Annotated in this window: 11 protein-coding genes and 1 riboswitch; of the genes, 7 read left to right on the top strand and 4 right to left on the bottom strand. The window is 72.1% G+C overall.

Features of this window, described 5'->3' with window-relative positions; all coding sequences use genetic code 11:
* Positions 1-119 precede the first annotated feature (119 nt).
* Positions 120-249: riboswitch (FMN riboswitch) on the bottom strand.
* 279 nt (positions 250-528) lie between these two features.
* Both IF02_RS0116500 and IF02_RS0116495 read left to right on the top strand, forming a co-directional pair.
* Positions 529-2,898 carry a chitinase C-terminal domain-containing protein gene (locus IF02_RS0116500; protein ID WP_030157580.1) on the top strand — a complete coding sequence of 790 codons (2,370 nt, stop codon included), beginning with the start codon at positions 529-531 and terminating at the stop codon, positions 2,896-2,898.
* 194 nt (positions 2,899-3,092) lie between these two features.
* Positions 3,093-3,851 (top strand): SDR family oxidoreductase, encoded by a 759-nt coding sequence (locus IF02_RS0116495; RefSeq protein ID WP_030157578.1) that lies wholly within the window; start codon positions 3,093-3,095, stop codon positions 3,849-3,851.
* A gap of 107 nt (positions 3,852-3,958) precedes the next feature.
* Here IF02_RS0116495 and IF02_RS0116490 read toward each other — a convergent pair whose 3' ends face one another.
* On the bottom strand, positions 3,959-5,116 hold the full coding sequence (locus IF02_RS0116490; protein ID WP_051696255.1) for an ROK family transcriptional regulator: 1,158 nt from the start codon (positions 5,114-5,116) through the stop codon (positions 3,959-3,961).
* Between the two features lie 55 nt (positions 5,117-5,171).
* Between IF02_RS0116490 and IF02_RS0116485 the strand changes: the two genes are divergently transcribed.
* From IF02_RS0116485 to IF02_RS0116475, 3 genes are all read left to right on the top strand, one after another.
* The gene (locus IF02_RS0116485) at positions 5,172-6,386 is read left to right on the top strand and encodes an MFS transporter (protein ID WP_030157575.1); all 1,215 of its coding nucleotides are present in this window, start codon (positions 5,172-5,174) and stop codon (positions 6,384-6,386) included.
* Between the two features lie 86 nt (positions 6,387-6,472).
* Positions 6,473-7,858 carry a uracil-xanthine permease family protein gene (locus IF02_RS0116480; RefSeq protein ID WP_030157573.1) on the top strand — a complete coding sequence of 462 codons (1,386 nt, stop codon included), beginning with the start codon at positions 6,473-6,475 and terminating at the stop codon, positions 7,856-7,858.
* 152 nt (positions 7,859-8,010) lie between these two features.
* A complete protein-coding gene (locus IF02_RS0116475; protein ID WP_030157572.1) occupies positions 8,011-8,652 on the top strand; it encodes a DUF5995 family protein in 642 nt (213 codons plus the stop codon).
* Positions 8,653-8,790: 138 nt separating this feature from the next.
* On the opposite strand, the gene IF02_RS0116470 is transcribed toward IF02_RS0116475, so the two are convergent.
* Both IF02_RS0116470 and IF02_RS0116465 read right to left on the bottom strand, forming a co-directional pair.
* Positions 8,791-10,488 (bottom strand): flavin monoamine oxidase family protein, encoded by a 1,698-nt coding sequence (locus IF02_RS0116470; protein ID WP_030157570.1) that lies wholly within the window; start codon positions 10,486-10,488, stop codon positions 8,791-8,793.
* Between the two features lie 51 nt (positions 10,489-10,539).
* The gene (locus IF02_RS0116465; protein WP_030157568.1) at positions 10,540-11,340 is read right to left on the bottom strand and encodes a carbon-nitrogen hydrolase family protein; all 801 of its coding nucleotides are present in this window, start codon (positions 11,338-11,340) and stop codon (positions 10,540-10,542) included.
* Positions 11,341-11,662: 322 nt separating this feature from the next.
* On the opposite strand from IF02_RS0116465, the gene IF02_RS0116460 reads away from it, so the two are divergent.
* Both IF02_RS0116460 and IF02_RS0116455 read left to right on the top strand, forming a co-directional pair.
* Entirely contained in the window at positions 11,663-12,379 is a 717-nt protein-coding gene (locus tag IF02_RS0116460) for a GNAT family N-acetyltransferase (protein WP_051696254.1), read from the top strand.
* A gap of 92 nt (positions 12,380-12,471) precedes the next feature.
* Positions 12,472-12,789, top strand: a complete 318-nt coding sequence (locus IF02_RS0116455; RefSeq protein ID WP_030157565.1) for a WhiB family transcriptional regulator — start codon at positions 12,472-12,474, stop codon at positions 12,787-12,789.
* A 94-nt stretch (positions 12,790-12,883) separates the two neighbouring features.
* Here IF02_RS0116455 and IF02_RS0116450 read toward each other — a convergent pair whose 3' ends face one another.
* Positions 12,884-13,339: an Lrp/AsnC family transcriptional regulator gene (locus IF02_RS0116450; RefSeq protein ID WP_007262967.1), complete on the bottom strand. Its 456-nt coding sequence runs from the start codon at positions 13,337-13,339 to the stop codon at positions 12,884-12,886.
* Between the last annotated feature and the right edge of the window lie 10 nt (positions 13,340-13,349).

The raw sequence follows: 13,349 nt of genomic DNA, 5'->3' as shown, positions 1-13,349 counted from the left end.
GACAGATGAAGCGGTACAGCACACGCGGGGACGCCGAGGCCGAAAAAACGGTCCGCCCGGCCGCATCCGCAGGGATGCGCCGATGAACCGCCGACGGCGGCGTACCGGTGACTGGCCCGCCGCGCACTGCCTCCCATCCGGACTTTCACCGTCGGTCCAGGAATTTCACCTGATCAACCGGCCGCTGGCTGCGGACGGGTCGCGGACTATACCGCCGGTTCGGAATTACACCGACCCCGGAGTGCGCTGCTTACTGGTACTGCTGCCAGTTTGCCACGGGTGATCGGCGGCCATGCGAGTGAGGGGCTGTGGCCTGGGTCACAGGGAGGGGCTCGCGCGGGAGTCCGTCAGGTCGGCGCGCTATTGGTCCAGACCTATTGACGGGGTGGTCTAGTCCTCTTAACGTTCCCTTCATCTTCCCCGGGAGACAGCCCGTCAGATGTGCGCACGTCACGGGCCAACACGCACCACTTCTCCGCCTGTTGTGTCCCTTGTGTCCCGCCATCCCTCCCCTCCCCAGGAGGCACCATGCCGTCCCCCACACGTACGAGAGCGATGCTCCTGGCATCCGGCGCAGCGATCGCCGGCCTGCTGGTGGGCGGGCTCTCGGCAGGCGTCTCACACGCCGCCGACAACGAGAGCTGTCGCCCGGACGGGCTGTACAAGACGGCCGGCGTCGACGTCCCGTACTGCTCCGTCTACGACTCCGAGGGCCGCGAGAAGATGGGCGCCGACCACCAGCGCCGGGTCATCGGATACTTCACCGGCTGGCGGACCGGCAAGGACGGCACCCCCGCCTACCTCGCCAACAACGTCCCGTGGTCCAAGGTCACCCACCTGAACTACGCCTTCGCCCACGTCGGCTCCGACAACAAGATCTCGGTCGGCACCGACAACGCGAACAACGCCGCCACCGGGATGACCTGGCCGGGCGTGGCGGGCGCCGAGATGGACCCGGCCCTCCCGTACAAGGGCCACTTCAACCTGCTGAACAAATTCAAGAAGCAGTACCCGAACGTCAAGACGCTGATCTCGGTCGGCGGCTGGGCCGAGACCGGCGGCTACTTCGGCGACGACGGCAACCGCGTCGCCTCCGGCGGCTTCTACTCGATGGCCACCAACGCCGACGGCTCCGTCAACCAGGCCGGCATCGACACCTTCGCGGACTCCTCGGTCGAGTTCATCCGGAAGTACGGTTTCAACGGCGTCGACATCGACTACGAGTACCCGACCACCATGAAGGACGCGGGCAACCCGCTCGACTGGCAGCTCTCCAACGCCCGCCGGGCCGGCCTCGTCCAGGGCTACGCCGCGCTGATGAAGTCGCTGCGCGAGAAGCTCGACCGTGCGGGCGCCGCCGACGGCAAGCACTACCTGCTCTCCGTGGCCGCCCCCTCCTCCGGATACCTGCTGCGGGGCATGGAGACGTTCCAGATGCAGAAGTACCTGGACTACGTCAACATCATGTCCTACGACCTGCACGGCGCCTGGAACGAGTACGTCGGTCCGAACGCCTCGCTCTTCGACGACGGCAAGGACGGCGAACTGGCCGCCGCCGGCGTCTACTCCACCTCCCAGTACGGCGGCATCGGTTACCTGAACTCCGACTGGGCCTACCACTACTTCCGCGGCTCCATGCCGACCGGCCGCATCAACATGGGCCTGCCGTACTACACCCGCGGCTTCAAGAACGTGCAGGGCGGCACGGACGGCCTGTGGGGCAAGGCCCCGGCGACCACCTGCCCGGCCGGAGCGGGGCTGACCAAGTGCGGTGACGGCGCGGTCGGCATCGACAACCTGTGGCACGACCTGGACACCAACGGGGTCGAGTCCCCGGCGGGCTCCAACCCGATGTGGCACGCCAAGAACCTGGAGAAGGGCGTCGTCGGCGACTACGTCACCAAGTACGGCTTCCCCGCGAACACCACGCTGACCGGCACCTACGCCCGCAAGTACGACTCCACGCTGGTGGCGCCGTGGCTGTGGAACGACCAGAAGAAGGTCTTCCTGTCGACGGAGGACGAGCAGTCCGTCGCCGCCAAGGCCGACTACGTGGTGAACAGGGGCATCGGCGGCACGATGGTCTGGGAGCTGGCGGGCGACTACGGGTACAACGCCGCCAAGGGCCAGTACGAGACGGGCGACACCCTCACCTCCCTGATGTACGAGAAGTTCAAGTCGGCGGCCCCCTACGGCGCGAAGAAGGCGGGTGCGGCCCTGCCCGCCCAGGCCGTGGACATCAAGACGGAGTTCACCGAGTTCAAGCTGGGCGACTCCAACTACCCGATCACCCCGAAGCTCAAGATCACCAACAACACGAAGACCACGCTGCCCGGCGGCACCGAGTTCCAGTTCGACTACGGGACCTCGGCCCCGAACAACGCCTCCGACCAGTCCGGATTCGGCACGAAGGTGATCGCCGGCGGCCACACCGGCACCAACGTCGGCGGCCTGAAGGGCGACTTCCAGCGGGTCTCGCTGAAGCTCCCGGCGTGGCAGACGCTGGCTCCCGGCGCCTCGGTCGACCTGGCGTTCAACTACTACCTGCCGGTCTCCACGCCCTCCAACTGGACGGTGAACATCTCCGGCACCACCTACGCCCTCGCCGGGGACCTGGCGCGCGGCACGACGGTGACGGAGCCGGGCACCACCCAGCCCCCGACCACCCCGCCGACCACTCCCCCGACGACGCCGCCGACCACCCCGCCGACGACTCCCCCCACCACACCGCCGGGCGGGACCTGCACGAACCCGGCGTACGTCGCGGGGACGATCTACAACAGCGGCAACCTCGTCTCGCACAAGGGCCACACCTGGAAGGCCCAGTGGTGGACGCAGAACGAGGAGCCCGGCACCACCGGCGAGTGGGGCGTCTGGAAGGACCAGGGCGCCTGCTGACACCGCGCACGTGCCGCAGGTGAAGAGACGTGAGGACCCGGTGGCCCGGCGGCCACCGGGTCCTCGCACGTCCGGCCGCGGGTGCCCTCGTACGCTGCTGCGGTGATCACACGGGACCCCGCGGCGGGCCGGTCCGCGGGGTGCGGGGCGTGGTGGATCCGGAGAAGCTGGAACGCGGGGAAGGGACGGACACCATGAGCACGATTCTCGTCACCGGAGGCACCGGGAACCTCGGCCGGCCGGTCGTCGCCCGGCTGCGGGCGGCGGGCCACGACGTACGGGTCCTGAGCCGCCGCGCGAAGGACTACCCGGTGGACCTGCGGGACGGCAGCGGGCTGGACGCGGCGATGGCCGGCGCGGAGGTGGTCGTGCACTGCGCGAGCACCCCGCGCGGCGGCGACGACGTGGCCGCCGGGCACCTGATCGAGGCGGCCCGGCGGGCCGGGACGGTCACGAACATCGTCTACATCTCGATCGTCGGGGTGGACGTGGTCCCGTTCGGCTACTACACGGTGAAGTACCGGGTCGAGCGGATGCTGGAGGCGTCGGGGCTGGGTTTCACGATCCTGCGGACGACGCAGTTCCACGACCTGGTGGCGATGCTGGTCGACGCGCTGGCGAAGGTGCCGGTGGTGCCGGTGCCGCTGCCCAAGGGGGTCCGGGTACAGCCGATCGCCGTCGAGGAGGTCGCGGACCGGTTGGCGGAACTGGCCGTCCCGGCCCCGGCGGGCCGGGTCACGGACATGGGCGGCCCGGAGATCCACACGCTGGTGGAGCTGGGCCGGGCGTACCTGGCGGCGACGGGGCGCGGGCGCAAGGTGTTCGCGCTGCCGCTGGCGGGGAAGGCGTACGCGGCCTTTCGCCGCGGCGGCAACCTGACCCCGTCCCACGCGGTCGGCAAGATCACCTTCGGCGAGTTCCTGACGGCCCGGGCCGCGGAGGGCAGGCCCTGAGGCCGGGCGGCGGGACCGCACTCTTCGGCCGGCCGCGGGTGGCGGCCGCCACGACGCCGGGCGGCGACGACCGGTAGGTCCGCCGGCCGGGTGCGGCCAGACACCTCCTAGGGGCCGAAGAGGTCCGCCTGGGCGGCTTCTCGGGCGGCCAGGCGGGCGCCCGTGAGGACCGCCGGATCGCCGAGCGCGGTGGCGCGGACCTCCATCGGCACGGGGGTCAGCTCCGCCAGCCGGCGGGCGACCGCGGCCGCCAGGCCGGCGCCGCCCGCGTGGCCGAGCCCGCCCGCCAGGACCAGGCATCCCGGGTCCAGGACGGCCGCGACGGCGGCCGCGCCCAGGGCGAGCCGCTGGGCCAGGGCGTCCAGGAAGGCCTCGCCCGCGGCGCCCGCCACCGCCTCCTCGACCGGCCCGGCGTAGCCGTGCTCCATCGCGAGCGCGGCCACGGCGTCCCGGCCGACCAGCGCGTGGAAGCCGCCGCCGCAGTCCGTCGCGGAGGGCAGTCGGCCGGTGCCCGGCACCGGGAGGAAGCCGATCTCGCCCGCGCCGCCCGAGGCTCCGCGGCGCAGGTGCCCGTCCAGCACGACCGCCGCGCCGACGCCCGCGCCGAGCCACAGCAGGACGAAGGAGTCCAGGTCCCGGGCGACGCCGACGCGTTGTTCGGCCAGGGCCGCGAGGTTGGTCTCGTTCTCCACGGCCACCGTGGCCGGCAGCCGCCGCTGGAGGGCCGCCACCAGGTCCCGGTGCCAGGCGGGCAGTCCGACGGTGCTGCGCAGCTCCCCGGCCGGGGCCACCAGACCCGGGGCGCCGACCACCACCGTGTGCAGCCGGTCCGCGCCGGCCTCCCGGGCGAGGGCCTCCAGCCGGGTCACGGCCTCGTCGACGGCGTCCACCGGGAGCGCGGCCCGGGCCAGCGGGCGGCCGAGCAGGTCCGCGACGACCGCGGTCGCGCTGTCCGTCCGTACGTCCAGGGCAGCCAGGTACGCGCGGCGGGCGACGATCCCGTACAGCCGGGCGTTGGGGCCGCGGCGCTGCTCGCCCGACTCCCCCACCACCTCGATGAGCCCGGCGTCGGTGAGCCGCTCGACGAGGTCGGCGACCGAGGGGCGGGAGAGTCCGGTCATCGCCTTGAGCTGAGTGGCGGTCAGCGGCCCCTCTCCCTGCAGGAGTCCCAGGGCCAGGCGGTCGTTGATGGCCCGGGCCGTGCTCGGTGACGCGGGCGACGGAGCGGCGGGGGTCAGGGCCTTGGCAGGAATCACGGCGCCCATCCTAAGTAGCTCCGGCACATCAACTATCAGGCAGGGTCCCTGATAGTTTAAATCCATGACAGGGGACACAGACCTCAGCCCGGCGCGCCTGCGCCATGCCCGCTTCGCCATCGCCGCCGTCTTCTGCACCCACGGGGCCGTCACCGGCTCCTTCGCCACCCGTATCCCCTGGATCCAGGACCACGCCCAGCTCGGCGCGGGCACCCTGGGCCTCGCCCTCGCCTTCCCCGCCCTGGGTGCGGCGCTCGCGATGCCGCTGGCCGGCCGGATCAACCACCGCTTCGGGGCCCGCGCCGCGCTGCGCGCGCTGCTGTCGCTGTGGACCCTGTCCCTGATCCTGCCGAGCCTCGCCCCGAACCTGGCCACGCTGTGCTTCGCCCTGTTCGTCTACGGAGCGACCTCCGGGATGGCGGACGTCGCGATGAACGCGCTGGGCGTGGAGACCGAGAACCGGCTCGGCCGCTCGATAATGTCCTCGCTGCACGGCATGTGGAGCGTGGGCGCGCTGATCGGCTCGGCGGCCGGCACGGTCGCCGCGCACGCCGGGGCCGACGCCCGGCTGCACCACCTGGTCGCCGCGCTCGTCCTGACCGCGGCCGGGCTGGTCGCCGTACGAGGAGTGCTCGATCTGCGCAGCGCCGCGGGGGCACAGGCCCCGCCGCACTTCGCGCTGCCCCCGAAGTCCGCGCTGCTGATCGGCGCGATCGGGTTCTGCGCGGTCTTCGCGGAGGGCGCGAGCATGGACTGGTCCGCGGTCTACCTGCGGGACGTGCTCGACACGGACGCCGGTCTCGCGGCCGCCTGCACCACCGCGTTCGCGCTCACCATGGCGCTCGCCCGGCTCGTCGGGGACCGGGTGGTGGACCGGTTCGGGGCGGTGCGCACCGTCCGGGCGGGCGGGGTGCTGGCCACCGCGGGCGGGGTGCTCGTGGTGACGGCCGGGGGCCCGGCGGTGGCGATCGCGGGCTTCGGGCTGATCGGGCTCGGCATCGCGGTGGTGGTCCCGCTGGCCTTCGCGGCCGCCGCGCGCAGCGGGCCGGCCCCGGCGCAGGCCATCGCGGGCGTGGCGACGATCACGTACACCTCGGGGCTGATCGCGCCGTCGGCGATCGGCGCGGTGGCGGACGCGACCTCGCTCGTGGTGTCCTTCGGGCTGGTCACCCTGCTCGCGTTCGCGCTGGTCGCAGGGGCGGCCGTACTGCGGCAGAAGCCGGTGGCGGCCGAGGCCGCACCCCTGGACCGGGAGGAACCGGCGACTGTCCGACCGTAAAATGCATGCCGGCCGCCGGGGCATGCCCCGGCGGCCGGCATGCGTGATCAATCGGTGTCGTTCGGTTCGACGGAAGTGGTGGAAACATGGGCCTCGGCGTGCGCTGGACCCTGCACGGAGACGGGCGGACCCCCGCCCCCGGAGCGGTGGTGCGGCCGGACGAGCGGCTGTCGTGGCCGCGGACCGCCGGGCTCGGCGCCCAGCACGTCGTGGCGATGTTCGGGGCGAGCTTCGTCGCGCCGGTCCTGATGGGCCTGGACCCGAACCTGGCGATCATGATGTCGGGTGTCGCGACGGCCATCTTCCTGCTGGCCACGCGCGGTCGGGTGCCCTCGTACCTGGGCTGCTCCCTCTCCTTCGTCGGCGTCGCGGCGGCGATCCGGGCGGGCGGCGGGGACAGCGCGGTCGTCACGGGCGCGGTGTTCGTGGTCGGCGTGGCGCTGTTCCTGGCCGGGCTCGCCGTGCAGCGCTTCGGGGCGCGGATCATCCACGCGGCGATGCCGCCGGTGGTGACGGGCGCGGTGGTGATGCTGATCGGCTTCAACCTGGCGCCGGTGACGGCCTCGACGTACTGGCCGCAGGACCAGTGGACCGCACTGCTGACCATGCTGTTCACGGGGATGGCCGTGGTCTGCCTGCGGGGTTTCTGGTCACGGATCGCGATCTTCCTCGGGCTGATCTTCGGGTACGCCGTCTCCTGGGTCTTCGACCTGCTCTTCGGCAAGATCCACTCGCCGGTGGGCGGGGCGGAGGCCGTCGACCACTGGCGGCTCGACCTCTCCGGGGTCGGCAAGGCGGACTGGATCGGGCTGCCGGCCTTCCACGCGCCGCAGTTCGAGTGGTCGGCGATCCTGATCGCGCTGCCGGTGGTGATCGCCCTGATCGCCGAGAACGCCGGGCACATCAAGGCCGTCGGCGAGATGACCGGCGACCCGCTCGACGACAAGCTCGGCACGGCGATCGCGGCCGACGGCGCCGCGTCGATGCTGTCGACGGCGGTGGGCGGCCCGCCGAACACCACGTACTCCGAGAACATCGGCGTGATGGCGGCGACCCGCGTCTACTCGACGGCCGCCTACTGGGCGGCGGCCTGCTTCGCGCTGCTCTTCGGCCTGTGCCCGAAGTTCGGCGCGGTCGTCGCCGCGATCCCCGGCGGGGTGCTCGGCGGGATCACCGTCATCCTGTACGGGATGATCGGCCTGCTCGGCGCGCAGATCTGGATCAACGGCGGGGTGGACCTGCGCAATCCGCTGAACCTGGTGCCGGCCGCGGCGGGCATCATCATCGGCATCGGCGGGGTGAAGCTGCAGTTCTCGGACAGCTTCGAGCTGGGCGGTATCGCGCTCGGCACGATCGTGGTGATCACGGGCTACCACGCGCTGCGGTACTTCGCGCCCGCGCACCTGAAGCAGCAGGAGCCGCTGCTCGACTCGGGCACGTCGGCGTACGACACGGGCGACGCGGAGGAGTAGGCGGACGCGGGCGCGGACACCGGCGACGCGGGCGAAGCCGCCCGGGACACCCGCCCCTGAGGGAGCCGGCGGGCGGTCCGGGTTCGCCCGAACCGGCGAAGCACACGGCCAAGTTCCCCGGATCCGCACCGCCGGCTGCGACGCTGCCACCCATGGAAGCGGTACTCGCGCGGATGCGCGCCCTGGACGAGCGGCTCCCCGCGCAGGACGGTGTCGCCGTCTTCAACCGGGTGTACCTGACGGTGACGGAGACCCTCCACGCGCGCATCTCCCACGGGGAGTTCCCGGCGCCGCGGCGGGCGCAGGCGCTGAGCGTGCGGTTCGCCGAGCGGTACCTGACGGCGGTGGAGGCGGACCGGGCCCCGGCCTGCTGGCGCCCGCTGCTCCAGTACCGCCGCCACCCCGGGGTCCGGCCGCTCCAGCACGCGCTGGCCGGGATCAACGCGCACATCGGGCACGACCTGGCACTGGCGGTGGTGGCCACCTGCCGGGCCCTGGACTGCGAACCACGGGCCCTGGAGGCGGACTTCGACCGGGTCGGCGACACCCTGGTGTCCCTGGAGGAACACATCCGGGAGGACCTGATGCCGGGCCCGGACCTGCTGGAGATCGCGGACCCGCTGACCCACCTGCTCGGCTCCTGGAGCCTGGACCGCGCCCGCGGCGCCGCCTGGTCGGCGGCCCGCCTCCTGTGGACCCTGCGCCGCTCCCCCGACCTGGCCGAGGAGTTCACGGACTCCCTGGACGCCGGCGTGGGCCTGGTCGGCCGCTGCCTCCTGACCCCGACTTCCTGATCCCGACTTCCTGACCCCGACCCCCTGATCCCGACCCCCTGACCCCGGCTTCCTGACCGGGCGCATTGAAAACGGGCCGCCGCCGCGCTCGTGGCGCGGGGGCGGCCCGTGGTCATGGGGCCGGAGGGACCGGGTGGGTCAGTCCTCCGGGAGTTCGACCGGGGCTATCTCGTCGTAGAGGTCGCCCGGGCCGGGGTTGGTGGCGTCCGTGGAGCCGCCGAGGTGGTGCATGACGCCCCAGACCGCGTTCAGCGCCGTCTGGACCGCGCCCTCGGCCCAGCCCGCCGTCCAGGAGATGTCGTCGCCCGCGAGGAAGATGCCGCGCTTGTCCTCGGGGAGGCGGTCCTGCATGAAGTGGGTGAACAGGCGCCGCTGGTAGCGGTAGTGGCCCGGCAAGTTGGCCTTGAACGCGCCCATGAAGTAGGGCTCGTTCTCCCAGGACACGGTCACCGGGTTGCCGATGATGTGGCGGCGGATGTCGACCTTCGGGTAGATCTCGCCGAGGGACTTCAGCATGACCTCCATCCGCTCGTTCGCGGACAGCGGCAGCCACTTCAGGCTGTCGTCGCACCACGTGTACGAGAGGCAGATGACGGCCGGCGCGTCCGGGCCGTTGTCCAGGAGGTACGTACCGCGCGTCATACGGTCCGTCAGGGTCATCGACATGACGTCGCGGCCCGTCTCCTCGTCCTTGTCCAGCCAGAACGGCCGGTCCACGGGGATGAAGAGCTTGCTGGACTCCATGTAGTGGGTGCGCTCGATCGCCGTCCAGTGGTCGATCGGGAACAGCGTGTCGTCGCACTCGATCTTCGAGAGCAGCATCCAGGACTGCGCCGTGAAGATCGCGGCACGGTACGTACGGATGTCGCCGGAGGCGTCGGTGACCGTGATGCGGTTGCCGGCCGTGCGGTGCAGGCGGGTCACCGCCGGGCGCGGGGTGCCCTCGTGCAGGGTGGACAGGGACGTGCCCTGGGCCCAGTGCACGATCTTCTCGGGCTCGCGCTCCCACAGCCGCACCGGCAGCTGCTGCGAGCCGCCCACGATGCCGCGGTGGTGGTCGTCGGCCTCGGTGTAGACGACGCGCAGGATCTCCAGGATGGAGTTCGGGAAGTCGGTGTCCCAGCCGCCCGTGCCGAAGCCGACCTGGCCGAAGATCTCGCGCTTGCGGAAGGACTGGAAGGCCTCGGACTTGCAGAGGAAGCCGTAGAAGGTCTCGTCGTCGAGCTTCTCGACGAGCTTGGCCCAGATCTCGCGGATGCGCGGGACGTCCCGCTCGCGCATCGCCTGGTTCATGTCGGAGAAGTCGGCGCCCTCGTCGAGGCAGGCGTTCCACGCGGCCGACACGTCGCGGTAGACCTGCGGGAGGTCGGCGATGGTCTCGGCGTAGTGGGTCTCGCCCTTGAGGTCCACGACCGTCGAGGGGGTGGCCTCGGCGAGCGGGTTCGGGAAGGGCTCGGTGACCAGGCCGACGAGGTCGATGTAGTGCTGGAGCGCGGTGGAGGACGGCGGGAAGCGCATTGCGCCCATCTCCGCCGTCAGGCCCTCGGTGCCGGCGCCCTCGAAGCCGACGGTGCGCAGCCGGCCGCCGATCTGGTCCGCCTCGTAGACGACGGGCTTGAGGCCCATCTTCATCAGCTCGTACGCGGAGATGATGCCGGACAGCCCACCGCCGATGACGGCGACCTCGGTGCCGAACTCCGTCGCCGGGATCTGGCCCAGGCCCGCGGGGTGGGCGAGGAAGTCGTCGTACGCGTACGGGAAGTCCGGGCCGAACATGGTGATCGGCGGCTGTCCGTCGCTGTGCGGGACGGCGGTGGTGGGCACCGTGGACGTCATGGGGTACGGCTCCTTGCGGGGGTGGGGCAGGGGGGAGGGCGCTGGCGGGGCTCAGACGAGGGAGGCGTAGAGCCCGGGGCGGCGGTCGCGCAGGTACGGGTTGGTCTCGCGCGATGCGCGCAGCAGCTCGGGATCGGCCTCGCCGATCACCAGCTCCTCGCCGCGCCCGGCCCGGGTGCGGGTCACCCCGTCGGGGCTCGCCAGGCAGCTGAGTCCGACGAACTCGAACTCGCCTTCCGGACCGGTGCGGTTGACGTACGCGATGTACATCTGGTTCTCGAAGGCCCGTACGGGGACGAGCTGTTCGGCGACGAACTGGAACGGGTGCATCTGCGCGGTCGGCACCAGGAGGAGGTCGGTGCCGGCCAGGGCGTGGGCCCGGACGTTCTCCGGGAACTCCACGTCGTAGCAGATCATGATGCCGATGCGGAGGCCGTTCAGCTCCGCCTGGACGACGGGGGTGTCGCCGGGGGTGAAGGCGTCCTGCTCGAAGCAGCCGAAGAGGTGGGTCTTGCGGTAGTTCGCGAGCCGGGCCCCGTCGGGGCCGATGAGCTGGGCCGCGTTGTACACCGTGTCGCCCTCGCGCTCCGGGTAGCCGTACAGGACGGCGACGCCGTGGCGGCGGGCGATCTCGCCGATGGCGCGGGCCGACATGCCGTCGGCGGCCTCGGCGAGGGCGGCGACGTCCTGGACCTCCAGCGCGTAGCCGGTCAGGAACATCTCCGAGGTCACGAGGAGCCCGGCACCCGCCTGTGCGGCGCGCTGCGCGGCCTCGTCGAGCGCCTTCAGGTTCTCGGCGGTGTCGCCGAGCCGTCCGGAACTCTGGAGGAGGGCGGTGCGCAGCGGGGGCATGGGCGTACCTCTGTGGCAGGAGGGGAGTGGGTCCTATTGAAGGTACGTTCACCCGTTCGACGTCGACAAGCCATGACTGTTGCGCTCCGCGCATCGATTCGTTGCGCGTTTCACGGCTCGGACGGAGATTCGTTGCGCGAGGCCGTTCGCTCCCTGTCGGCGGGCGCGTAGCGACTGCCGGGGCGACCGGGGCATAAACCCGACCGCGCCGGATGCTGACCCACATGACCCTTGTCCCGCATGATCCGCATGGCCCGCATGACCCGCACGATCCGCATGACCCGCACGCATGTCGTCACCAGCAGAAGGAGTCTCCCACCCCATGGCGCCCGACATCGACACGGCCACCCCGGTCCACGTACTCGACAATCCGGTCTGGGCCGCCCTGAGCGGCCCGAGCAGCGCCCTCGCCGAGACCGGACCCCGGGGCCTGGCGGCGCGGTACGTCGCCGACACCTCTCCGTTCGTCGGGATGGCGGACCCGGAGGACCCCGAGGCCTGGGCCGATCTGGCCGCACTCGCCGGCCCGGGCCAGACGGTCTGGATCACCGGCCTGCCGACGCCTCCCGCGGGGTGGACGACCGAGACCTCGATACCGGGCGTGCAGCTGGACGGTGGGGCGGTACGGATCGAGGCCGCCCCCGAGGCGGTCCTGCTGGGGCCGGCCGACGTACCGGAGATGCTGGAGCTGGTCCAGCTCACGAAGCCGGGGCCGTTCGCGCGGCGCACCGTCGAGCTGGGCACGTACCTCGGGATCCGGCACGAGGGCCGGCTCGTCGCGATGGCGGGGGAACGGATGCGCCCGCCGGGCTGGTCGGAGATCAGCGCGGTGTGCACGCATCCGGACCACCGGGGCCGCGGTCTGGCCGGCCGCCTGATCCGTGCGGTGGCGGCGGGGATCGTGGAACGCGGCGACCGCCCGTTCCTGCACGCGGCGGCGGACAACACGGGAGCCATCGCCCTCTACGAGTCGATGGGCTTCACCCTCCGCCGGCGCCCGTACTTCATGGGTGTCCGCACCCCGGACGCGACGGCCTGACGCAGGTCCCGTACGGCCGGAGTGGGGCGGCGGCAGGTTTCGCGGAGCGGAGAGCGGTCAGACGCGTCGGTAATCCACGGAAAGGAACTGCCATGACCGACGTCTCAAGGCTGCCCGGCACCGCGCACCATCACTGGCAGTGGCAGCTGCGCGCGGCCTGCCGGAACCTGGGCCCCGGGCGCTTCTACCATCCGGCCGGCGAGCGGGGCGAGGAGCGGGACGACCGCGACGAGGCCGCGAAGCGGGTCTGCGCCGTCTGCCCGGTGCGTGCCGCGTGCCTGGAGCACGCGCTGCGGACCCGGGAGCCGTTCGGGGTGTGGGGCGGCCTGACGGAGGAGGAGCGCCGGGCCCTGCCGGAGCCCGCCGGCCGCCGCACCGGTACGGCCCGCGCGAGCGCCGGGCACCGCTGAACGCCGCCCGCGGGACCCCGGACGCGGCTGCGCCCCGGCATCGGGATGCCGGGGCGCAGGGGTGTCCGAGGGCGCAGGGGTGTCCGAGGGCGTATCAGGCCGGTGCGCCCGAGGTGAAGCGGCGCAGCAGTGGGGACAGGACGAGCACCGACTTCGTGCGCTCCACGAAGGGTTCGCCCGCGATGCGCTCCAGTACGCGCTCGAAGTGGCGCATGTCGGAGGCGAAGACCTGGACGAGGGCGTCCGCGTCGCCGGTGACGGTCGACGCGGACACCACCTCGGGGTACCGCTCCAGCCCTCGCCGGATGTCGTCGGGCGAGGTGTTGTGGCGGCAGTAGATCTCTATGAAGCCCTCGGTCTCCCAGCCCATGGCGGCGGGGTCGACGCGGACGGTGAAGCCCGTGATGGCTCCCTCGGCCCGCAGCCGGTCCACGCGACGCTTGACGGCCGGGGCCGAGAGTCCGACCTCGGAGCCGATGTCGGCGTAGGAGCGGCGGGCATCCTCGGCGAGGGCGTGCACGATGCGTTCGTCGAGATCGTTCAGTCGCACTGCGGGTGGA

It is taken from the genome of Streptomyces sp. NRRL S-244, from assembly GCF_000717915.1.
GTDB lineage: Bacteria > Actinomycetota > Actinomycetes > Streptomycetales > Streptomycetaceae > Streptomyces.
Note: the sequence above shows the minus strand (reverse complement) of the source record. Positions and strands in the feature narration are given on the sequence as shown.

Excerpts from the sequence above, each read along its gene's own strand:
- IF02_RS0116500 (WP_030157580.1), top strand. The coding sequence starts at position 529 with ATGCCGTCCCCCACACGTACGAGAGCGATGCTCCTGGCATCCGGCGCA.
- IF02_RS0116495 (WP_030157578.1), top strand. The coding sequence starts at position 3,093 with ATGAGCACGATTCTCGTCACCGGAGGCACCGGGAACCTCGGCCGGCCG.
- IF02_RS0116490 (WP_051696255.1), bottom strand. The coding sequence starts at position 5,116 with ATGGGCGCCGTGATTCCTGCCAAGGCCCTGACCCCCGCCGCTCCGTCG.
- IF02_RS0116485 (WP_030157575.1), top strand. The coding sequence starts at position 5,172 with ATGACAGGGGACACAGACCTCAGCCCGGCGCGCCTGCGCCATGCCCGC.
- IF02_RS0116480 (WP_030157573.1), top strand. The coding sequence starts at position 6,473 with ATGGGCCTCGGCGTGCGCTGGACCCTGCACGGAGACGGGCGGACCCCC.
- IF02_RS0116475 (WP_030157572.1), top strand. The coding sequence starts at position 8,011 with ATGGAAGCGGTACTCGCGCGGATGCGCGCCCTGGACGAGCGGCTCCCC.
- IF02_RS0116470 (WP_030157570.1), bottom strand. The coding sequence starts at position 10,488 with ATGACGTCCACGGTGCCCACCACCGCCGTCCCGCACAGCGACGGACAG.
- IF02_RS0116465 (WP_030157568.1), bottom strand. The coding sequence starts at position 11,340 with ATGCCCCCGCTGCGCACCGCCCTCCTCCAGAGTTCCGGACGGCTCGGC.
- IF02_RS0116460 (WP_051696254.1), top strand. The coding sequence starts at position 11,663 with ATGGCGCCCGACATCGACACGGCCACCCCGGTCCACGTACTCGACAAT.
- IF02_RS0116455 (WP_030157565.1), top strand. The coding sequence starts at position 12,472 with ATGACCGACGTCTCAAGGCTGCCCGGCACCGCGCACCATCACTGGCAG.